This is a genomic window from Mariniplasma anaerobium (genome assembly GCF_016865445.1).
In the GTDB taxonomy this organism is placed as follows: Bacteria; Bacillota_I; Bacilli_A; order Acholeplasmatales; family Acholeplasmataceae; genus Mariniplasma; species Mariniplasma anaerobium.
Map to the genome: position 1 here is coordinate 121,125 of NZ_AP024412.1, position 24,050 is coordinate 145,174.

The following is a 24,050-nucleotide window of genomic DNA, read 5'->3' on the forward strand; positions in this document are numbered from 1 at the left end:
AAAACATGATATAAATAGCATAAAAAAACCATATAAGGTATTATATGATACGATACAATTAGACATGAAATCTTTATTTAAAAAGTGAAATTCAATTCTTTTTTTAATCTAGAAGAGCTTAAGTATTGCTTCAAAGCTATATAATATGTACTCTACAATTTGTAGACTAAGAAATTCTTTACAGGATTTAACAATGTAGTATAATTATTACTGAGAGGGTGATAGTGATGTCGATTTCTGAGAATATTAAGATATGTAGAATACAAAATAATTTAACTCAAAAACAACTTGGAGAAAAAGTGTTTGTGAGTGATAAAACGATTAGCAAATGGGAAAGCAACAGAAGTGTTCCTGACGTAGATACGATAAAACGATTAGCAGAAATATTAAATGTAGAATATGATGTATTAATAGATGGTGAAGAAGCCAGAAGTAAACAGGATACAATGAGTACAAAGATAAGAAAGATCTCAATAAAATATAGTAGACAAATTATATCGGGACTAATATTATTGTTTATGCTTATATTAAGTAATCTAATTAATGATGATATTGCATACTTTATCATTTATTTTTCAATAATTGGATTTACGCTATTGCAAATATTTAATAGTTCTAAATGGTACTTGATAGGACTCTTAATCGCTTTGATGCAATTGTCTGATGAAATGAATACATATCTTCACTTTGATTTTGATTTATGGTTCTTATCTTTGTTTTTACTAGGCATCTTTATAATTTTGATAATATTTTTGATTAAATTGGTAAAGAACTTGAGAGTTAAAGATTATTTCTTAATATCCGTATTTCTTGGTAATTTATTTGTGGTTATTTTCATTTTATTTATGTCGTAGGCATTCAGAGTAGGGTGGCGTCTGAGCTCTACTAAAGGATATATAGAATCTAATTCAAGTTTATTTATTTTTTCATTCTCAATCTACCTAATAATTTATTTCCAAATCATTTTTGTGGATTTTAAATTCAAACATGAAAAATCTAAACTTATAACTTAATTTATTATAGGTTTTTTGTTAAATAAATGTTTTAATACTATGTTAATGATTTTGGATTAGTATTGGAGATAAACAGTGAGTATTTTTTTCATCATATGCATATGATTATAAGTTGCAACAACACTCATACACGAGCAGTACCATAAGTAATTGCAACTTATGATTTACACACCATAACAAAGCCCTCTTGGGCTTTTTCTTTTGTGTCCTTATATGACCTAGTATTTAAAATGAAGTGTGGTATAATATAAATAAGAAATCAAAGGGATCAATAAAACACAACATCATTGACCGTTATGAAACTCACAAATGAAAAGGGTTTTTTTCTTTTGCACACTCTTTTCAAGTTCCTCTAGATTATTAAAGCCATATAAATTAAAATAGATTGAAATGTTCTTAGTAAGTTAAGAATTTTCATACAAAAATACAAAAAAAGTAACATAAGGAGGTTTTTATGAAAAAAAATAATTCAAAAATATATTTTGTTACTGTCATAATTGCATTAGTTATAGGGATAGTATTACATTACTCCGTTAGATCAGTAGGAGATTGGAAAGCATTTATGTTATATTATGTTCCTTTACTCTTATTATTTATTCCAACTCTGATCTTTTGGTTAAAGAAGATTGAAGAGGTAAAAACATCAATTCCATTATTAATATTAACATCAGGTATAACACTTGGAGTATTAATTATTATAGTTATTGCTGTTGTGAGGTTTACAAATGATAATATACTTACTTTTGGAACTACATCATATTACATAATGATATATGGCGTTTCCTTAGTGATTTTTGTAGGGATTGTTTGGTATTGGATTGAAGAAATAGATTCAACCAAAAAAATCCTATATAGTTTGATAGGTTTAGCTTTCATTTTCTTCATGTTCAGTTCATTGAAAGGATTTTATATTTATGATAATAATGTTTATGGTTTTAATGGACCATTTATGAGATGGGATTTGTTTTGGAGTTACATGTTTCAGAATCTAATATATACTCTTGCTCTATTGTTCTTTCCAATAAGCATTTATTCAAAATATCGCTTACTAGAAGAGTGAATTAATTCTTTTCCTAATAACCCCCTTAACTTACTAAGATTGAAGTATTTTATATCAAGACACCATTGATAAAGAAATAATTTCTACTGAGTTTGAAGATTATAGCCAGTCTTATTTATATTTTAGATCGAAGGAGATAAAGTTGTTTTTTCTACTTCAAGATAGAGTTTATGCCATAAAACAACCATTAATTTGAGTCCCATAGGATTTGCATATTAAATTGCTATTATTAATGATAATAACGTATTGCTTGTTTGAGGTTATAGAGATATAATCAATTCGTATATGTGTTTAATATAAAGATTAAAAAATTATATTGAAATACTATAATAGTTATCAGGGCAATGGTGATTTTTATGAATGATAAGTTTAAATATAATCTGAAAATCTTTATAATGTTTGGAATTTTGTTTGAATTAATGAATGTTTTTTATAATCCATATGCGATGAAGTTTTTAGAGAGAATCGGTGGAAATGAGTTTCATTTTTCATTAATCAATTCTACAAAAGGAATAATAATGATTTTTACTTCCTTACCTGCAGCTTTCATCATCAACAAGATAGCTGATAAACAAAAAGCAACTGCCAATATAGTTCTTGTTATGGCGATTATTGTTCTTTCATTATTTTTTATCCCGATGCTACCAAGTAGTTATCAAGTGATTTCATTTATCGTTATTTTAACCTTATTGATGGTACCAATCTCAATCTATAATATTAGTTATCAAAATATTACTGCTGAGATATTCCCTTTAAGAAGAGCTAAAGTAATATCTAAAAGAAGTATTTACACAATTCTATTTACAACTACTGTCACTATTGCTTCTGGATTAATATTTCGATACTTTGCACGAGATAACAGTGAGTATATTTTGATATATCGTATCTTTTATGTTATGGCATTTGTTTTTGGATTGTCAGCTTTCTTTGTTTTTAAAAAGTTACATTATATACCTAGTGAAACAAAAGAACAAATTAAATTTAAAGGTAGCTTTAAAACAGTATTTAAAAACAAGCGTTATACTAAGTTTGTTTTAAGTTCTACAATATTTCATTTTGGATGGCAGATGGGATGGCCTTTGTTTTCCATTTACACTATAAAAACATTAGGAGCAGATGAATTTTGGATATCGATAATTAGTGTAGGGTCCGCAATTGTAATGCTCTTTTCACTTCGTATATGGCCTAGATTAATTGAAAGATATGGAAATGAGAAAATTGCGTATATTTGCACATTTGGGATGGCTATCACCCCATTATTATACGTGATATCTAATAGTCTTTTGGTTCTTGTAATATTCTCTTCTTTATCAGGAATATTTACTTCAGGGACGATTACAGTTTTATTTAGCGACATGTTAGAAGTGATCCCTGAAAAAAATAGAATTATTTATGTTGGGTATTATAATGTTTTAACAAATATTACGTTGGCAATATCACCTTTAGTAGGACATTACTTTTATGAAAAAAAAGGAATCATATATGCATTAATTATAACCAGTTTATTTAGACTTCTTGGTGGTATGGCATTTATGATTCGAGAACGTTCAGAACGAAAATATATTGAGCGGTTAGAATAAATCATAATGGATTATATCGCAAGTAGTTTCAGATAAAAATATGAATAAACATATAGCGACACCAAAATTATAATGAAACCCCATTTCTTAATTTTAATGGGGTCTTTTTAATGATATAATCAAGAGGACACTAATTCATTAGAATTAAATGTAGGTTTCATAAAGCATTTAAAAAGATACTTAATACAAGCGTTCAATCAATTTCAATGGATTACACCGAAAAGAGGCTACACAATGTCAAATTCATTTCAAAACTTTAACTTAAATCCTAACTTAATTAAATCACTTAATGTACTTAACTATAATGTTCCCACACCGATTCAATCACTGGTTATACCTGCTTTATTGAATCATAGGGACTTAGTTATTAAATCAAAGACCGGAAGTGGGAAAACCGCAGCTTTTTCAATACCCATTATTCAACATATCAAATGGGATAAAAGAGAACCCCAAGTTTTAGTTTTAACACCGACTAGAGAATTAGCTATTCAAGTTAAAGAAGATATGTTTAATATTGGAAGATTTTCAAGAATTAAAGTTGAAGCTGTTTATGGCAAATCTTCATACGAAAGCCAAGCAAAGCAACTTAAACAAAGAACACATGTCATTGTTTCTACACCGGGAAGATTAATTGATCACATCGTCAATAAAACCGTTGATTTAAGTCATATATCAGCCTTAGTCATCGATGAAGCAGATGAACTATTACGTATGGGGTTTATTGATGAAGTAGAGAGAATCATTCATTTTTTACCTCTCAAAAGATTAACAATACTTCTTTCAGCAACGATGCCAACAGATATAGAAAAATTATCTAATCTATATATGAATAACCCTGAGCTCATCGTCATCGAAGATAACGAGGTAACAGAAAATAAACTTACACAATATTATTATGAAGTAGAACAAAAAGATAAATTAAACCTCATAAATGATGTTTTAATTACCCAAAATCCTAACAGCGCAATTATTTTTTGTAATAAAAAAACAAGCTGTAGATGAAGTCTGCGAAATGATGGATGAAAAAGAATACTTAGTTAATAAGATACATGGTGATATGGAACAAAAAGATAGATTAAAAGTCATGAATGATTTCAAGCATGGTCTGTTTAGATATTTAGTTGCTACAGATGTTGCAGCAAGGGGCCTAGATATAGAGTCAGTCTCACTTATAGTGAATTATGATATACCTTATCATGTAGAAAGCTATGTGCATCGGATTGGAAGAAGTGCTAGAGCTGGAAAAGAAGGTCTGGCTATATCCTTTATTTCTAATAGGGAATCTTATTATTTAGATCAAATTAACACCTATACCAATCAAGATATCATTATGCTGGAAAAGCCAACCAAAGAAGTCGTCAACCAAGCAGTTGAAACTTTTCAAGATAGACAAACAGATGATTTAGTAATTAAGATGGATAAGGGATTTGAATTTAAAGAAGAAATTATGAAGCTTCATATTAATGCAGGAAAAAAGACTAAAATGAGAGCATCAGATATTGTGGGTACAATTTGTGCAATTCCTGGATTGACTGCAAAAGATATTGGGGTCATCACACTGTTGGATATATCAACATTTGTCGAAATACTAAATAAAAAAGGCGAGTTAGTTTTCAAAACCCTTCAAACAATGCCTATCAAAGGTCGCTTGCGTGTTGTGAGTAAAGCAAATAAAACAGAGTATGAACTCGCATATGAAGCAAGTAAAACTTTGAAATAACTGAGATGGGGTCTTTTCATTGACCTTTAAAAAGACTTATTTTTGATGGATAGAAATACAATGATCAACAAACAATACACCATTAAGCAATCTATAAATAATAGAGAACCTCAAATAAAACAAATAATCACATCTAATGATATATTTTATTTAACTGGTATAATATACTTAAAAAAAGGATGTGTTTATATGAAATACCTGAAAATGAACAATGGATTAACTATTCCAGTTTTAGGAACAGGGACAAATACTTTTGGTAAAGAAAATAATAATTTTAATGGCAAGATCACCTATGATACAAAAGAACTTATCTCTGCAATCGAATTAGGATATAGATTAATAGATACTGCGATTTATTATCGTAATGAAGCAGTTATCGGAAAAGCAGTTAAAGAATCAAATATTGATAGAAGTAAATTTTTTATAACATCAAAAATTCCTCAAGACAAAGAATTTATTGAAACTAATGAATTAGTTAAACATCATATAGAACAATCACTTAATTTACTTGATATAGATTATATTGATCTTTATTTAATACATTTTCCATTTGAATCAAATGAAGAGAACTTAAGAGTGTGGCGTATATTAGAAACATTTGTTGATAGAGGGCTTATAAAATCGATTGGTGTGTCCAATTTTAATGAAGATCAACTAGCGTATTTAATAAAGCACGCTAGTATTAAACCCGTACTCAATCAGTTCCAATCATATCCAGGAAAACACCAACAATCATTAATAGATTATTGTAAAGCAAATGATATCATTCCCCAGGCATATCAATCGCTTGCTAAAGTGGAAGCTAAGACTAAAGATATATTAATAGAATTAGCTAAACCATATAATAAATCATGGAGTCAAATTATTTTAAATTATCAAATTAATGAAGGGTTAGTCGTGATTCCTAAATCACATAGTAAGCAACATCAATTTGAAAATATGGATGTCTTTGATTTTAAATTAACACAAAAAGATATAAAGACTATTAAAAATATATAAATTGTGATTAAGCTCCTAATTTTTTAGGAGCTTTAATTTTGTATTTTTAATGCTTTTGTCTAAAGTATTACAGAATGTGATAGAATAAGTTTAAACTAAATTAATTAAATAAATTTAAATTAAAAAAGTGAGTGGTGGAGCATATGAATATATTTATAACTGGTGGAACTAAAGGTATAGGTAATGGATTGGTACGCCATTTTCAAGAATTAGGACATCAAATTGTTTATACAGGAACTAGTGAAGACAGCATTGAAAAAAGCGGTCACAATCAATTGACTGGGACATATGGTGTTGTTTGTGATGTTCGTCATCGAATAGAAATTGAGAATGCTTTAAATTTTGCAGTAAAAACATTAAAAACAATAGATATCGTGATTAATAATGCAGGAGTCAATCAAAAAAACAAACCAGTTATAGAACTTGAAGAAGAAGATATATCAAACGTGATTGATGTCAATGTTAAAGGAATGATCAATGCCACAAGTGAAGCGCTAAGAATTATGAAAAAACAGGGATATGGAAGAATCTATAATATGGAGGGACTTGGAAGCAATAACATGGTTTTTCCAAAAACAGTTATCTATGCATCCAGTAAACATCTGCTATCTTTTTTCACCAAAGGTGTAAAAAAGGAGCTTAAAGATTATCCGAATATTAAAGTAGGTACATTATCTCCAGGTATGGTATATACTGATTTCTTAAAATCATCAGAGGGGTTTGAAAATAATTTCGTTATGAAGGCATTAGGTAATCCAGTAGATAAAGTCACACCATTTTTGGTAAATAAAATATTAAAGGGGAAAATGAAAATCAATTACCTTACATTTAGCAAAACGATGTGGAGATTTATGTCTTTTCCTTTTCGTAAAAAAACAAGATACCAATGAGTATTATTTATTTTAATTAAGCATATTACAAGTATAATCAAAGAAAAGAGACGTTTAAGTCTCTTTCTTTATGCAATAAAAGATTAAAGATACGATTGTAAGACACTTTATCATGAACACATCATAATAAGTTGCAGCTAAATTCGGCACAATGAGATATAATTTAGTAATTGTAGGAAAGCATATAAAAAAGCATATAGCATCACCAAAACTATAACTGAATCCTATTTTTTATTGAGATGAGAACTTTTTTCAAATGGGAAATAATAATCATCAAATTTACGTGTTATAATTATGGTACAAAAAGGAGTCAGTATGAAAAATAACAGTATATCTAGAATTTATGGAAAAAGAGAATTTATTAAAATAGTTAGTAAAGCTACGTATTCAATGGTTAAATATAGAAAATTTATGAAGCTACTGACAAAAGAGTTTCAAACAAATATAATGTTGTCAGTCACTGAAGTCAATGGATGCCAGGCATGTAGTTATTTTCATACAAAGCATGCGATTGATTCAGGCATAAGTGATGAAGAGTTACAAAGTCTCTTGTCAGGTGATCATAAAAATGTTAAACCTGAAGAAGCCCAAGCATTAGTCTTTGGACAACACTATGCTTCTGAGAAAGAGAATTACTCGAAAGATACTTTTCAAAAAGTAATAGAACATTATGGAAAAGAGAAGGCTTATGGGATTCTTGCTACGGCAACTTTGATCTCTTTTGGTAATGCCTATGGTATAAATTACGGCAACCTTAAAAGTCGGTTTACAAAAAATGGGAGAGTTAAAAATAGTAAGATATATAATGAGGTATTCATTCTAATCTCACCAATCATATTACTACCTATTACGATGATCATTAATGTATTTAGAAAGAAACAATTTTAAGATAAACATAATTTTAAATTATAAATTATAGTATAGTTGATACAATGAGCAATATTAATAAACTATCACACAGTGACACAAGTGGTTATCATATCAAATTTTTATTTCCCATAATATTTTTCATTTGGTATAATATTCACAATAGCAATTATTTAGAGGAGAAAAAGAATGAATAATATGAAATATGATATTTATGATAAACCAAAGTCTTATATAGAATGGTTATTATTGTCATTACAACAATTAGTAGCGGTATTTGGAGCTACAATACTGATTCCAATAATAATTGGAATCAATCCAGCATTAGGGTTAATGACTGCTGGGATGGGAACACTTATCTATATTTTATGGACAAAGAAGTCTGCAGTTTTCTTAGGTAACTCTGGAACATTCATTCCATTATTGTTTGGTTTATCAATTGGAAATCCTACATTAATGATTATGGGTGTAATAACTATTGGATTAGTTTATATAGTTATAGGAACGATTGTAAGATTTACAGGGACGGCATGGGTAAAAAATATTTTAACACCTGTTATTGTAGGACCAATTATTATGATATTAGGAATCTCATTAGTTGCTTATTCTATTACATGGTTTGGCTTAGATGCGACTATTACATCAGGAAACACATTATCATTAGAACAGTTATCAACTTTAGGCATTGCAACGTTAACATTTACAATTACAACTTTATTTGTATTAAAAGGAAATAAAGTTACCAAAACATATAGCATTATAATTGGTTTGGCAATATCAAGTGTTGTCGCAGTCATCATTAACTTAATTGTTGGTGGAGGATTACCAACGCTTAATGATATGGGAAATTTTGTAGTTGAAAATCCTTTCAAATCTATAGCTAGTACTTGGGCTAAATTTAGTTTTAGTAATGTATCATTTATTCAACTCGTACCATTTATCATTATTGCATTTGTTTCCATGGCAGAGCATATAGGAGACCATACAGTTTTGAGTGCAACAGTTAATAGAGATTTATTACAAGATCCAGGACTAAATAAAACATTACAAGCGCAAGGACTTGCAACACTAACAGCAGGACTTTTATGCTCTTCACCAGTAACAACCTATGGTGAGAGTACAGCATCTGTTGCTATTTCAAGAGTATCGAGTAAATATGTAGTAGGTGGAGCTGCAGTTCTAGCTATAATCATTTCATTTACACCTATACTAACACTACTTGCTTACATACCAACTGCGGTATTTGGTGGGCTAAGTTTATTGTTATACTGTTTCATATTCTTAAATGGGTTAAAGGTGTTACTTAATTCAAACATTGATTTTAGTAATCAAAAAAACTTGCTTATTGTATCTAGTATGATTTTACTAGGAACTGCAGTTACTTTAATTCCTTCATATTCTAATTTATTTATAGGTATTGATGTTTTTAGAACTGGTGATATATCATTCCAATTAAGTGGATTGATGTTGCCTTTAATTATAGGTGTGCTTATGCAAACATTGCTTCCTGATGAGGAAAAAGATCCTGAAACTTCTGTATAATCAAGAAGAAACTATATTCACTATTAAAGACTGTAAAAAAATAATATTAAAAAATATGTGTTTAAGAATTATATAAAGGGACAGATTAGTAAATAATAATATTTAGTTAAGAATAAACCTAAATTTAAACTAGATATTATATGAGGGGAAGCAGATGAAATTTTTCAGCTATTTATTAATAGGAATGTATTACGTTTTATTTTTTGTGTTACAAAGTTTTTTAAAGACATCACAGGTTAGCCAAGAATTAGTTTATTTAATTTATTTTGGGTTTTTACCAATTTTTTTAATGTTCGTAGAGAAAACGAGAGCACCAAGTCATATCATAAAAAAATCTTTATGGTATGGAGGAATGATTTTAGCAAGTGATTTTTTGTTACATACCTTTGTTATATTTCAAAGTGGTTTTACAAAAAACCAGCTTGCAATATATGGATTCTTTGGTGTATTGTTTAATGAATTTAAGGGGATATTAGGCCTTATTATTGTTTTTTTAATATTTGTAATAGTAATATTATTATTCTTATATGGAGTGAGTCGTTTAAAACACTTTTATTTAAATCATGAACCAAGTATTATAAGAAGTATTGTTTATGCAGGTATTGTTTATATCGTATACAATATATACCTTTATATTTATGCAATATATAGTGATTTATCAGATTTTCAGTTATGGTTTCATTCTAGATTCACAGTGCTTGTGATTATAGGAGCATGTATTGGCTATTTGCTCGCAGTTTTAATTGTTTATGCATTTGCTCATATAAGCGGGCATTATATCAGTGTAAAAAAATCATTTCAGCTTACATTTGTAATATATACGATCTTTGATTTATTTATAATTCTTTTTATATTTAACCCACTATTTGGTTTTGTAGAAACTTTATTAGAAACTCAGACATATACTCCAGTACTGGGAGTAAATCTATTTAATTTTTTAGGTGTATTTTTGACGATCCTAGTATATTTTATCTCAAGGAAAAATGATGATTTGAGTAAAGAAGTTATATTTTCCTATAAAGCAATTATTGTTCTAGTATTTGGGTTTTATACTATATTTTTTCTTTTAAATTGGTTATAAGATAAAACGAAAAAAAACACCAACTTATTTGGTGTTTTTTTATAGCTTGATAAATTTTATGATAACTAGTTGATATTTAGTATATTTTTAATATATCTTCGGTAGGTTTTTTAGTAATTTTTGGGAGTTTATAAGATTTTGAGCCTTTACCAACCACAAGTATAAGATAAGGTCTTTCGTTTTTTGGCCTTTGGAGTATACTACTTAGAAATGAATTTGGAGAAGGTGTATAAGTTAGAATATCCAATCCTAGATCTGTTAAGATCGATATCAACATGCCAGTAGCAATTCCTACTGATATATCTGGATAATAAACTTTAGTTTGTTGATTATTTTGATCATATTGGAAAATATGCTTAAAGATAACAATTAAATAGGGTGCTGAATCAAGAAATGATTTATCTGTGTTTACCTTAAGAGCTTTCAGGTCAGACATCCATTGGTCAGTTATTTTCTTATAGAATTCAGTTTCTATTCTTTCAGATTGTATACGGATTTCTTTTTTGATATCGGGATCTTTTATGATGCAAAATGTCCACGGTTGCTTGTTTGCGCCATTTGGAGCATATTTTGCAGCATCTATTGCATCAATGAGAAGCTGAATATCAAAAGATTCGGGTTCGAATTCGCGATATGAACGTCTTTGTTTTAATTTATCGATTAATGACATGATGTTACTCCTATTCAAAAAAGTGTAATAAAGATTTTATACTTGTGGATTTTTAACCTTGTTTAATAGCTTTATTATAGCACAAAAACAAAAGAGACTTAAATGATTAAAATATGGGTATCAAAATCTAAATATTACCAATAATTAAAGCTTAAAAGGATAAAAAAGAATAAATATATTTATGGTATAATATCTTTAAAATTAACTGGAGGATCACAAATGAAAAATCTTTGTACATTAGTTATGATTTTAATTATATCTAGCATGATAACTTCATGTGGCAAAGAAGAGATCATGTATACAGTTAATTTTGAAACTAGTCAAGGAAGCTTAATTGAAGAATTACAAGTCAAAGAAGGTACTATTTTTGATGACTTAGATAATATTACAACAACTCGTGATGGGTATATATTTATAACATGGTATTTAGATGAAACACTTCAAATAGAAGTTTATGACGATTATCCAATTGTATCAGATATAGTCTTTTTTGCTAAATGGGAAGTTGTTCCAGATATGATTACAATCACATTTAATTTATTTGATGACGAATACATAGAAGAAGAATTGATTATCGAAAAAGGATCTACGATTAATCCAAACAGGCTACCGATACCGACAAGAATTGATTATATATTTGATGGATGGTATTTAAATGATAGCTTCTTAGTTGAAGTTTATTCTACATTTGTATTTAATATGGATAGAGAGTTATGTGCAAAATGGATATATGATGGAGAAATCATTGATGAACCTGATGAACCAGTTGTAGTACATGATTATTTCGAAAATGATAATGTGTTTTTAAATATAGAAGAAAATAAAGTTTTTACTGAAAACACATATTATTTTGATTTAGTAGTTGATGATGAAAATGATAGATTATTTGTATCAGGACAAATTGTATATGTGAATGATGAAATGGATTTTGATGAACTATATTTAAAAATATATCCAAACGCGGATAACAATTCGATAAATGAATATAATGTAAATTTTAGTTTTTTAAAAGTTAATGATATAGAATATAGTGTTAAATATAGCGGTGGAGATGATACGACAATTTATCTTGATTTAGAGGAAACTCTTTATGAAGGCGAAACATTCATTATTGATTTTGAGTATTATTTCACATATTGGGATCATGGAAGAATTGCAAGTATCGATTCCATCTATTATTCATTGTTTTTCTATCCTTTTGTTGCGATGTTTGATGAAGATACAGGTTGGCAAATAGATAATTATTCATTTCTTGGTGAATCTTATTACAATAAAATTGGTGATTATTATGTTAGTTTGAGAGTACCTAAAGATTATTTAGTAGCAGCAAGTGGAGCTATTATCGAAACTATTGATGGATTAGATTATGACACATTTAATATGTATTTAGAAAATGGTCGCGATTTTAGTTTTTCTACATCTATCAATTATAATCTATACCAGAAAGAAATCGAAGGCATTAATTATTCAATTTATTCAATTCTTCCTCTGTCAAATCCAGATAAAGTATATAGCTTTGAATATTTATCAGACGCTATTGCAGTATATGAAGATTATGTTGGAGAGTATTACTATGATTATTTAAATTTAGAATATGGTTATGTGTATGGAATGGAAAGTAGTGGCGTTGTTTATTGTAGTTATGAAATTAATGAAACTACAGTTGTCCACGAAGTTATTCACCAATGGTTTTATTCTATGATTGGAAATGATCAATCAAACTTTGCATTTTTAGATGAAGCACTAACAACATATATTAATTATGCTTATTTCTATGAAATTTATGGAGTTAATAGTTCCATTGAATATTTAGAGAGTAAAAATAGTAGAGCTCCAGAAATGATCAATTTTTACAATCGCTATTATGGCATATCACTACTCAAAAAAGTAGATGAATATGAAGGAAATGCTGGCTATGCTTATGTAGTTTATTCTCATGGGTGCTCAATGTTTAGATACTATGTCGATGAGTTTCTAGATGGTGATGATGAAGTCTTTAAAACTTTTTTAAGAGAATATTACAATCAATTTAATGGTAAAGAGGTAACGCTTGATGAATTTTTATTGTTGCTTGAGACATCAACTGGAGTTGATGGAACTGTTGAATGGTTTGAATTGATGTTATCTAGTTTAGGCAGTTTTATTAGAAGACCATAAGTAATTTTAAAACTTATAAGATAGTATGATATATATAATGATAAAGAATTAATAACAGTTTAGATTTTTATTCATTAACTATAAAACAAGGCACCTATTTTAGGTGCCTTGTTTTATAAATCTATTTAGTGAGTACTCCGGCTATAAATTGAAATGAATCAGCTATATAAGTTGCTTTATTGTTTGTAATTTCATAACTGACATAATCCTCATCTAAGCCGATACAAAAATGGCATAATGCAATTCCCATGTCAATTGCTTGTATGTCAAATCCAAGACTCTTAGCATAATTAGGTGTTCTTTCTAGATAGAAATCTGCCTGGTTGTCGTTGAGAACGACTCTCCAAGGCTGTTTGTTTGATGCAGAAGGAGCAACTTGCACAAGTTTCAAATATTTTGCTAAAGGAAGAAGATTTTTAGATTCGTCCAATGGATGATCAAGATCATTATCAAAGAAAAGTGTGGAAAAAGCTTTTCTTTGGTTGCCTTTGATGGCTGTTCTAGTTAAACGATCTCTAAGCGAGCGATATTCAGATGTATAACCCACGGGTGAAATTGCGGGTACTATTTCACCAGGCAAAATCATCTCATCTAGTGCGTTTCGATTAAACATGCCACCAATCCATAAGGTCCCTAGGTTATGATGAGTTAATTCAAGAATGATTTTTTCAAATAAATAACCATAATCCATCATTGCTTCAAATGTATTTTTAATAATTCCACCAAAGAAGAATTGTCCATTTTTTACTGTTCCGTAAGTCCCAAGTTTGACTGCTTTTTCTTTTTCATATTGCTCTACATCAAAAACAAACCATTTTACTGAATTTCCAAATGGACCTACATCGTTTTTCATTCTAGCTGTTATTTCTTTGACTAAATTACGATCTTTTTCAGATAATAGTTGTTTATCAAAAGTTCTTATTGATTTACGTTTTAAAATTGAATCTATCATTTTATAGCAACTCCTTTTTCATTTTGTTTGAATGTGTTTGGTTTTTGAATAGGATACATATCTAATTTTACTTTTATTAAGAATATTTGTAAAGCGGACCTTGTATAAATTAAATTTTTTTAGAAAAATACTAGCATTAAGTTTTACTTTTTTATAAGTGTTAAAAAAAATAAAACAGATATTACTCTAAAGTAATAGTACAAATACATATTTTAGTAAGACAAAAGATTATTAGCATCTTAAGATTCTAAGCTATTAATTAAGACATATTATTCGTGTTATAATTAAAGAAAAGGAGGAATGACTTAAGGTGATTAAGATTCGATGGAATCACTTTAAATCATAAATCATAAAATGGCTACATATGATACATATTATTTAGAAGAAAACTACTTTGGCAAACCTTATAAAGAATTAATTAAATTTTTTAGTCAATATGAGCCTAAAGGTTCAGTTTTAGATTTAGGTTGTGGACAAGGTAGAGATAGTATTGAGATTGCAAAATTAGGATATAGCGTAACAGGTATTGATATTTCTAAAGTTGGCATCGAGCAATTGAATTTGAAAGCTAAAGATCTCAATCTAAAATTAACAGGATTTGTTGATGACATTTATAAATTCAATAGAATAAGTGAATATGATGTTATACTATTAGATTCAATGTTTCATTTTTACAGTAAAGATAAGAAAAAAGAAACTGAGTTTCTTAAAAGTATCCTAGAGCAAATGCAAAAGGGAAGTATATTATGCAATTTACTTATGAAATCAAATAAAAATGAAAAACACTTAAAATCTATTGTTGGAAACTTCGATTCTGAATTCGAAGTGTTGTTTGATGATTACGCAGTATATCCAGAAGCTAACTGTGAATATCATATGTACGTTATTAAGAAAATATAATTATATTTCAAAAAAACAGGAGGGTTTAATATGTATGTAGAAGCAAATAAGAAAAATGGATTAGTTCAAAAACCAAATGTCGTTGTCTCTGTAAGAGATAACAAAGGAAGAGATAATGCATTAGTTGTTGCGTATGCATGTAATTGCAGTTATGATCCACCTATGATTATGGTAGGAATTGTACCATCAAGATTTTCTTATCATATGATTAAAGAAAACGGAAGCTTTGTCGTCCATTTATTAGATAAATCTCAGACAGAACTATATAGAGTGTGTGGTAGTTTATCAGGTACCGATTCTGATAAATTAAAAGAACACCATATTAAAATAAAAGATGCTTTAAAAGTAAATGCAGGTATTATTGAGGGATGTCCTGTAGCTATTGAGTGTAAGGTTGTTGATTCAATTAAGACTGGAAGCCATGAAATGTTTGTTGGAGAAGTTATGTATGTACATGCTATTAAAGGATCGTTAAATGATAAAGGCATGGTAGATATAAATAAACTTAATTTATTATAAAACAAAGATAGGGGTAAAACTATGAGTGATTATGTAAAAAAAGAAATAAAAAATAACAGAAAAGCAATTAAAGAAGATTGGCGAGAATTAAATGATATTAAAACAGATAGACAACTGAGTAAAGAAAGACCTATCATGTTTAAGCAAGCAATTGAAGGTTCTAAAATTATAGACTTAACTAAAGAATTTCCTAATATCATACAAAAGAGTTTTACAGAAGTTGTTAAAAGCAGAAGATCTTTAAGAAGATATCAAGATCAAAAACTTACCCTTGAAGAGGTTACCTATCTATTATGGGAAACTTCAAGAGTTGATGGATTTAAACCTGGTGTTACTTTTAGAACTATACCCACTGCTGGAGCAACAAACTCAATGGAAACCTATATTTATTTAAATCATGTAAAAGGGCTTAATAAAGGGTTATACCATTATATTCAAGACAAACATCAATTATCATTGATAGATGAAAGTCATGACTTAGAAGATAGAGTTAATGAAGCGTTAAATGGGCAATTAAGAGGTGCTGCAGTTGTGTTCTTTTTCACAGCTACACCTTATAGAACAGAATATAAATATGCACATATGTCACACAAAATGATTGCAATTGAAGCAGGACATGCTGGACAAACTTTATCACTAGCTGCTGAAGTTATAGATTGTGGTGCAGTTGCACTTTGTGCATATGTTCAAGAATACTGTGATCAATTACTTGGTATTGGTGATGAGGAGTTTGTTACTTACGCATTAACTCTAGGTAAAAGATAAACAATAATAAAAATAAAATGATAGAAAAAAACCACTTGTAAATAAATACAAGTGGTTTTTATATGATTACGAAAAAACATTAATATTTAATAAACGATTGGAACAAATACACGTGTTAGAAGTTCTTTATCTAAAATATATAATCCTGCATCTTTAACTAATTTAACTTTTTCTATAAGATTGTTGAAATTATCTTCCTCTTCAACTTGTTCATCAACATACCATTGTAAGAAACTAACACATGAGTAGTCTTTTAGTTCATGTGCAATAGTCATGATATTATTAATTCGACTAGTAACACCTTTTTCATGAGCTAAAGATACTTCAAGTGTTTCTAAGAGAGAAGAAAATTCATTGCGCGGGTCTTCATATCCACGAATGTCTACACGAGCTCCGCGATCATTCATATATTTAATGAATTTTCGAGCGTGTGCCAACTCTTCTTCAAACTGAATACCAAACCAATTTTCAAATCCATCCAATCCGAGTGTAGCAATATATGATTGTATTGCTAAATACACTTGTGCTGACTCAATTTCATAGTTTATCTGAGTATTTATTGCATCTACTAATTTTTTATTCATTATAACAACTCCTCTTTTATTCACAGTATACAGTTGTTGTTATGATTAAGCAATCAATACAACTTCATAGAGGTTTTAAGTCATCTATTTGTACGTATCAACAATCTAATATAATAAAAAGCCGGATCATATAGTGACATTTCTTGAAAATTCTGAAAGATCAAATGAAACCTTAAATAATAGTCCTAAATTAATACTAAATGATACATCAATCGAAATCGTGAGTACCACAAGTGAAGATTTATTAGCTTATGTAAATGATGCAAGTGAAAAGTTTATTACTGGAGAATTAGACATTGAAGAAGATTGGGATGAATATATATCTGATCTGAATGATTTAGGTTATACAATTATTGAGAGAATATGGAATAATGCTTGGATTGAACAAAATAAATAGCATGTATTAAAACACACACAATATTAATAGAACTTTTTATCTACAAGAAAATTAAGGGATGGATAATATGAAGTTAGCTAAAATAAAATCAAAAATCTTCAACATTATTAAACCTATTTTTATTTCTAAATATATAGGGTTTGTTATAGGTTCTATATTAATAATTATTATTGTTTTTATATGGGCTGCAACTAGATTGGATAATTTAGAAAAACTAGAAAAAAACGTTGAATCAAACTCTAAAATTTACATTAACAAGGTCGAAGAAAGAATTAGATATATAGATTTTAGTTTAAGTGAGCTTGCATCAAATGGCTCTCCATCAACTATTTCAGAACTTGAAGCATGGGACACAAATACAGAGTTTTATATTGAAACGTTAACAGGTATTAAACATATTGTTTGGGTTGATAAAGATTTAATTATTCTCAGAGTTACACCGTCAGAAGATAGTAAATATATTATTAACGAAACTATTGATAGTCAACAAAATAATCCAAATTATACAAATTTAATTATTCCAATTTATAATGGAAATGCTATTGTTGGATTTATTTTTGCTGATGTAGATGCATCTGAGTTAATTTTATCCGTTCTTGCGGATTTTGAAGATAACTATATGGTGCAAGTGTTTAGTGAAGATTTAATTTTAGTATCATCGGATAATTGGGAAGAATCTAAATTAGATATTTCAACAGAAAGTGACATATCTATCAAAAATGATATTTTTACTATTATTTTAACACCAACAAAAGAACTAATATCTCAAAGTACACGCAATTCTACTTTAATTTTAATTTTGGGGATTGCTTTGTCAATTATGATTTCAACAATTTTGATTTTAGGTACAATTTCAAACAATAGATTAGAAGGTTTAGTTTCGGAAAAAACTCTTGAATTAAGTCAAACTATAGCTATACTAAAACACGAGAAAGATTTTGCACAAAATTATTTGAATATAGCTGCTGTCATGATAATAATACTTGACGCAAATGGAATAGTTAAATTAATGAATAAAAAGGGGTGTAGTATTATTGGTGTAGATGAAAATACAATAATTGGGAAAAATTGGATTGATCATTATGTACCAAAAGAAGCAAGACAAGAAATTAAATCTTTTTTTAATACTGTATTTGCCAAGGATGAAAAGATAATAGAAAAATATCAGAATAAAATAATAACAGCCAATGGTGAAGAACGATTTATTTCATGGCATAACTCAATTTTATATGATGTAGAGGGAAACGTTGAAGGCATTTTGAGTTCTGGAGAAGATATTACAGAGCAATATAAAAAACAAAAAGAAATCGAATTTTTAAGTTATCATGATTCATTAACAGGTTTATATAATAGACCATATTTTTTAGAAGCATTTAAAAAGTTAAATTTGTTAAAACAATATCCATTTGGAATTATGATGATAGATGTAAATGGTCTGAAATTATTAAATGATGCATTTGGGCATCTTGTTGGAGATTCTGCTTTAAAATTAATTGGAAAAATCCTTTTAGAAACTATAGATAACAAAAATGTTATTGCAAGATTAGGAGGGGATGAGTTTTTAATTTTATTGCCCAACACAACAAGTGATCAATTAAATGATATTAAACATGAATTAAAAGAAAAAATTAAAAAATATCCAATTAATAATATTGTTTTATCTTTAGCTATTGGTTTTGATGAAATAACTAAAGCGGCATCCAGTCTTGATGGAGCCCTTACCATTGCTGAAAATCACATGTATGCAGATAAAATTGCAGAAGGATCCAGTTCAAGACATAGAACTATTTCAGCGATTTGGGAAATGTTAACTGAGAAATTCGAAGTTGAAAGATTGCATTCAAAACTTGTTAGTAAATATTGTAAAAAAATGGGACAAGCACTAGATCTTAGGAATGATGAAATTATTGAATTAGAGCAAGCGGGTATGTTTCATGATATTGGCAAAATTTCAATACCAGATTCAATTTTAGCAAAACCAGGAAAATTAACAAGTGAAGAATATGAGATTATGAAGACACATTCTGAAATCGGATATAAAATATTGAGAGCTGCAGATGAGTATTCTGATTTAGCCATACACGCCCTGTATCACCATGAAAGATGGGATGGAAAAGGATACCCTAAAGGAATAAAAGAAGAAGAGATTCCATTGTTTTCGAGAATCATAGGAATTGTTGATGCTTATGAAGCAATGACATCTGTTAGGCCATATAAAGATAAAATGAGTGTTAAGGCCGCGACTCAAGAGATTATACGATGTTCAGGTTCTCAATTTGATCCTACATTAGCAAAGGTTTTTGTAGAAAAAGTCCTCAATACCAAATGGGAAGAGTAAATTAGATCTATTTAATATCAATATATTTATATATTGTGATATAATTGAATATGAAAAACTGTTTAATTATGTAGGTGCAATATATGAAAAAATTTATTAATAATAAAAAATCAATCATAGTAACTTTATTGCTAATTCTAACGATTAGCAATTTTAGTTTAGCATTTGCATATTGGGCAAGTAACATATCTGGTAGTCAAAGTAATTCAGATGCAATCACACAAATAGGCGAATGGGATTTTGAAGATGTAGCATTAGTGGTTGCAACCTTCCAAAGCGATCATGCAGTGGTTTTATCATTAACTGAAACAACTGTGACAGTATCAGATAAAACAGGTGTTGAAGCAGCACTAGCAGCATATGGGCTATTAAGTGATGATGCAAAAGCTCAATTAACATCAGAAGAAACACTTCTACTTAGCTTATTAAATCAAATCATAGCGCTTGAAAATAGTGAATTTTTAGACTTTGAATCAACTCCATATGATAATGGACTTACAGGAACAGTTGATATCAATGGTAGAACATGGTACGCAAATGATGTCTATATCGCAGGAGATGTAAGCTATGATGTATGGAATGATGTTAGATCATTGGCATTAAGATCTACAGCATATTTCGAATCACAAGATCTATTCATTAATGGTATTGATAAGATAACACTATATCATGGAGCCTTAAATTATAATGATGGAACAAACTTCCAATTTAAAGTTGAATATGAATTAGATTCAAATCCAGGTGTATGGGTAACCTTGCAAGATGGCGGGTCTGATTTACTCATCGATGTGATATCAGCAACACCATTAACATTTACAGAAATCAATGTTAATATTACTGAAGCATTAAACATAAGATTCACACCAATCATTGAAAGTACAGCAAATTATATAAACTTAGATGACATAACCATTTATGAACATGTCGTATCAGGTGCATTAGAAGCAACAACATTTAGAACTATTTATGCAGGAGCACTCGCACTAGATGTAGTAACTGTAGAAATAAGTGATAAAGCAACAGTCCAACAAGCACTAGCGGCATATGATTTATTAAGCATAGACGCACAAACTGAATTATCAGTAGAAAAAGCGTTACTAGATAGTTTATTAGTAGAAATTAATTTACAAGAAGATCTAGCAGAAGCAACAGCTTCAGTGGTTATCGCAGAAAATTCTAACTTACAAATAGATGTAGATAGCGCACAAATTTTAGTAACTGCTCTACCAAGTAGTGCAGAAAAGACAGCATTACAAAACAGACTTGATGATGTTCAAGATATCATAGATGCAGTAGCAGGATTCCAAAGTGACCACGCAGTAGCTCTAGCATTAAGCGTGGGAACTGTAACACCAAGTGATCAAACAATCGTGGAAGCAGCTCTAACTGCATATAACTTATTAAGCGCAGATGTAAAAGCTAAGTTGACTGTTGAAAAAGCATTACTTGATAGTCTGTTAATAGAAATTAATAATCAAATCCCAACTGCAACACAAGTAGCCGAATTCCAAAGTGATCACCAAGTAGTTTTAGCGTTAAGCGTGGGAACTGTAACACCAAGTGATCTAACAGGTGTTCAACTAGCTCTAGATGCATATGCATTATTAAGTGTAGATGCCAAAGCAGCTCTAACAACTGAAAAAGCATTACTTGATAGTTTATTAATAGAAATCAATTTACAAATAGCTGAAGCAGCAGTTATTATCGCAGAAGGATCTAATTTACAAGCAGATGTGAATAGCGCTCAAGTTTTAGTATCTGCTCTACCTGATGGCATTGATAAAACGAATCTTCAAGACAGACTTGATGATGTACAGAACATAATAGATGCTGTAGCAACCTTCCAAAGCGATCATGCAGTGGTTTTATCATTAACTGAAACAACTGTGACAGTATCAGATAAAACAGGTGTTGAAGCAGCACTAGCAGCATATGGGCTATTAAGTGATGATGCAAAAGCTCAATTAACATCAGAAGAAACACTTCTACTTAGCTTATTAAATCAAATCATAGCGCTTGAAAATAGTGAATTCTTAGACTTTGAATCAACTCCATATGATAATGGACTTACAGGAACAGTTGATATCAATGGTAGAACATGGTACGCAAATGATGTCTATATCGCAGGAGATGTAAGCTATGATGTATGGAATGATGTTAGATCATTGGCATTAAGATCTACAGCATATTTCGAATCACAAGATCTATTCATTAATGGTATTGATAAGATAACACTATATCATGGAGCCTTAAATTATAATGATGGAACAAATTTCCAATTTAAAGTTGAATATGAATTAGATTCAAATCCAGGTGTGTGGGTAACCTTGCAAGATGGCGGGTCTGATTTACTCATCGATGTGATATCAGCAACACCATTAACATTTACAGAAATCAATGTTAATATTACTGAAGCATTAAACATCAGATTCACACCAATCATTGAAAGTACAGCAAATTATATAAACTTAGATGACATAACCATTTATGAACATGTCGTATCAGGTGCATTAGAAGCAACAACATTTAGAACTATTTATGCAGGAGCACTCGCACTAGATGTAGTAACTGTAGAAATAAGTGATAAAGCAACAGTCCAACAAGCACTAGCGGCATATGATTTATTAAGCATAGACGCACAAACTGAATTATCAGTAGAAAAAGCGTTACTAGATAGTTTATTAGTAGAAATCAATTTACAAGAAGATCTAGCAGAAGCAACAGCTTCAGTGGTTATCGCAGAAAATTCTAACTTACAAATAGATGTAGATAGCGCACAAATTTTAGTAACTGCTCTACCAAGTAGTGCAGAAAAGACAGCATTACAAATCAGACTTGATGATGTTCAAGATATCATAGATGCAGTAGCAGGATTCCAAAGTGATCACGCTATCGCGTTAGCATTAAGCGTGGGAACTGTAACACCAAGTGATCAAACAATCGTGGAAGCAGCTCTAACTGCATATAATTTATTAAGTGCAGATGTAAAAGCAGAGTTGACAGATGAAAAAGCATTACTTGATAGTCTGTTAATAGAAATTAATAATCAAATCCCAACTGCAACACAAGTAGCCGAATTCCAAAGTGATCACCAAGTAGTTTTAGCGTTAAGCGTAGGAACTGTAACACCAAGTGATCTAACAGGTGCTCAACTAGCTCTAGATGCATATGCATTATTAAGTGTAGATGCAAAAGCAGCTTTAACAACTGAAAAAGCATTACTTGATAGTTTATTGGTAGATATCAATTTACAAATAGCTGAAGCAGCAGTCATTATCGCAGAAGGATCTAATTTACAAGCAGATGTGAATAGCGCTCAAGTTTTAGTAACTGCACTACCAAGTAGCACAGAAAAGACAGCATTACAAGTGAGATTAGATGATGTTCAAAATATCGTTAACATTCAAGCAGCTAATGCAGTTGATAGTTTAATCACAGCTCTACCAAGCTTAGGAGCAGTTGCTATCACTGATCAAACTCAAATAGTAGCAGCAAGAACTGCTTATAATGCATTAACTGCTATACAAAAAGCATTAGTAGTCAATGAAGCATTATTAACGTCAATAGAAGCTGACTTAGCCAATCTTATAGTTGCCAATGCAGCTGTAGTTGTCGCAGAAACATCTAATTTACAAGCAGATGTGAATAGCGCACAAGTTTTAGTCACTGCATTAACTAATGGCACATCTAAAACAGCACTTCAAAATAGACTTAATACAGTACAAGGTGTTATTGATGTAGAAGCAGCTAGAGTATTAATAATAAATTACTTTAGTTCTAATATAATTACAGTATCTAAATTGAATAACGCTACAGCAATAAAAGAAGCCGCATTTAGTGCAGCTGCAAATAATGTTGTATCGGGTTTAAATGTAATTATTTCTATTACAGGTACTAATGAAGTCGATAGAAGAAATACCACATATACAATAAATATCATCAAAAATGGTGTAAGTGTAACCATTAATGTAGATGTTGACTTTACTAGATAAACAAACCTAATATTAATACATAAA

The 24,050-nt window shown here is 29.5% G+C and carries 18 protein-coding genes and 1 pseudogene; 16 read left to right on the plus strand and 3 right to left on the minus strand.

Annotated features, from left to right (window positions below):
- Positions 1 to 227 precede the first annotated feature (227 nt).
- From MPAN_RS00580 to MPAN_RS00620, 9 genes and pseudogenes are all read left to right on the plus strand, one after another.
- Positions 228 to 854, plus strand: coding sequence for a helix-turn-helix domain-containing protein (locus MPAN_RS00580; RefSeq protein WP_176239096.1), 627 nt, complete (start codon positions 228 to 230; stop codon positions 852 to 854).
- A 613-nt stretch (positions 855 to 1,467) separates the two neighbouring features.
- Entirely contained in the window at positions 1,468 to 2,073 is a 606-nt protein-coding gene (locus tag MPAN_RS00585; protein ID WP_176239097.1) for a hypothetical protein, read from the plus strand.
- A gap of 356 nt (positions 2,074 to 2,429) precedes the next feature.
- Positions 2,430 to 3,653, plus strand: a complete 1,224-nt coding sequence (locus tag MPAN_RS00590) for an MFS transporter (RefSeq protein WP_176239098.1) — start codon at positions 2,430 to 2,432, stop codon at positions 3,651 to 3,653.
- 234 nt (positions 3,654 to 3,887) lie between these two features.
- Positions 3,888 to 5,373 (plus strand): annotated as a pseudogene (locus MPAN_RS09065) (DEAD/DEAH box helicase).
- A 189-nt stretch (positions 5,374 to 5,562) separates the two neighbouring features.
- Positions 5,563 to 6,372: an aldo/keto reductase family protein gene (locus tag MPAN_RS00600; protein ID WP_176239099.1), complete on the plus strand. Its 810-nt coding sequence runs from the start codon at positions 5,563 to 5,565 to the stop codon at positions 6,370 to 6,372.
- Positions 6,373 to 6,515: 143 nt separating this feature from the next.
- Entirely contained in the window at positions 6,516 to 7,262 is a 747-nt protein-coding gene (locus MPAN_RS00605; RefSeq protein WP_176239100.1) for an SDR family oxidoreductase, read from the plus strand.
- A 315-nt stretch (positions 7,263 to 7,577) separates the two neighbouring features.
- Positions 7,578 to 8,150 (plus strand): carboxymuconolactone decarboxylase family protein, encoded by a 573-nt coding sequence (locus MPAN_RS00610; RefSeq protein WP_176239101.1) that lies wholly within the window; start codon positions 7,578 to 7,580, stop codon positions 8,148 to 8,150.
- Positions 8,151 to 8,318: 168 nt separating this feature from the next.
- Complete coding sequence (locus tag MPAN_RS00615) at positions 8,319 to 9,671, plus strand: uracil-xanthine permease family protein (RefSeq protein WP_176239102.1); 1,353 nt, start codon at positions 8,319 to 8,321, stop codon at positions 9,669 to 9,671.
- A gap of 154 nt (positions 9,672 to 9,825) precedes the next feature.
- Positions 9,826 to 10,752 carry a hypothetical protein gene (locus MPAN_RS00620; protein ID WP_176239103.1) on the plus strand — a complete coding sequence of 309 codons (927 nt, stop codon included), beginning with the start codon at positions 9,826 to 9,828 and terminating at the stop codon, positions 10,750 to 10,752.
- A gap of 76 nt (positions 10,753 to 10,828) precedes the next feature.
- On the opposite strand, the gene MPAN_RS00625 is transcribed toward MPAN_RS00620, so the two are convergent.
- Positions 10,829 to 11,422, minus strand: coding sequence for a nitroreductase family protein (locus MPAN_RS00625; RefSeq protein WP_176239104.1), 594 nt, complete (start codon positions 11,420 to 11,422; stop codon positions 10,829 to 10,831).
- 219 nt (positions 11,423 to 11,641) lie between these two features.
- Between MPAN_RS00625 and MPAN_RS00630 the strand changes: the two genes are divergently transcribed.
- Positions 11,642 to 13,579 carry an InlB B-repeat-containing protein gene (locus tag MPAN_RS00630; protein WP_176239105.1) on the plus strand — a complete coding sequence of 646 codons (1,938 nt, stop codon included), beginning with the start codon at positions 11,642 to 11,644 and terminating at the stop codon, positions 13,577 to 13,579.
- Positions 13,580 to 13,700: 121 nt separating this feature from the next.
- On the opposite strand, the gene MPAN_RS00635 is transcribed toward MPAN_RS00630, so the two are convergent.
- Complete coding sequence (locus tag MPAN_RS00635; protein WP_176239106.1) at positions 13,701 to 14,531, minus strand: nitroreductase family protein; 831 nt, start codon at positions 14,529 to 14,531, stop codon at positions 13,701 to 13,703.
- 354 nt (positions 14,532 to 14,885) lie between these two features.
- Here MPAN_RS00635 and MPAN_RS00640 point away from each other — a divergent pair, with 354 nt between their 5' ends.
- From MPAN_RS00640 to MPAN_RS00650, 3 genes are read left to right on the plus strand one after another with little or no spacing between them, the layout of a single operon-like run.
- Entirely contained in the window at positions 14,886 to 15,431 is a 546-nt protein-coding gene (locus MPAN_RS00640; RefSeq protein WP_176239107.1) for a class I SAM-dependent methyltransferase, read from the plus strand.
- A gap of 30 nt (positions 15,432 to 15,461) precedes the next feature.
- Positions 15,462 to 15,950, plus strand: coding sequence for a flavin reductase family protein (locus MPAN_RS00645; protein ID WP_176239108.1), 489 nt, complete (start codon positions 15,462 to 15,464; stop codon positions 15,948 to 15,950).
- Between the two features lie 21 nt (positions 15,951 to 15,971).
- Positions 15,972 to 16,715: a SagB/ThcOx family dehydrogenase gene (locus MPAN_RS00650; RefSeq protein WP_176239109.1), complete on the plus strand. Its 744-nt coding sequence runs from the start codon at positions 15,972 to 15,974 to the stop codon at positions 16,713 to 16,715.
- Positions 16,716 to 16,801: 86 nt separating this feature from the next.
- Here the strand turns inward: MPAN_RS00650 and MPAN_RS00655 are convergent, their stop codons facing one another.
- Positions 16,802 to 17,299, minus strand: coding sequence for a ferritin (locus MPAN_RS00655; RefSeq protein ID WP_231756783.1), 498 nt, complete (start codon positions 17,297 to 17,299; stop codon positions 16,802 to 16,804).
- A gap of 133 nt (positions 17,300 to 17,432) precedes the next feature.
- Here MPAN_RS00655 and MPAN_RS00660 point away from each other — a divergent pair, with 133 nt between their 5' ends.
- The 3 genes from MPAN_RS00660 to MPAN_RS00670 all read left to right on the plus strand — a co-directional run bounded on the left by MPAN_RS00660 (position 17,433) and on the right by MPAN_RS00670 (position 24,026).
- Positions 17,433 to 17,696 carry a hypothetical protein gene (locus tag MPAN_RS00660; protein WP_176239110.1) on the plus strand — a complete coding sequence of 88 codons (264 nt, stop codon included), beginning with the start codon at positions 17,433 to 17,435 and terminating at the stop codon, positions 17,694 to 17,696.
- A gap of 67 nt (positions 17,697 to 17,763) precedes the next feature.
- On the plus strand, positions 17,764 to 20,034 hold the full coding sequence (locus tag MPAN_RS00665) for an HD domain-containing phosphohydrolase (protein ID WP_176239111.1): 2,271 nt from the start codon (positions 17,764 to 17,766) through the stop codon (positions 20,032 to 20,034).
- Positions 20,035 to 20,117: 83 nt separating this feature from the next.
- A complete protein-coding gene (locus MPAN_RS00670) occupies positions 20,118 to 24,026 on the plus strand; it encodes a hypothetical protein (protein WP_176239112.1) in 3,909 nt (1,302 codons plus the stop codon).
- The last annotated feature ends 24 nt before the right edge of the window (positions 24,027 to 24,050 follow it).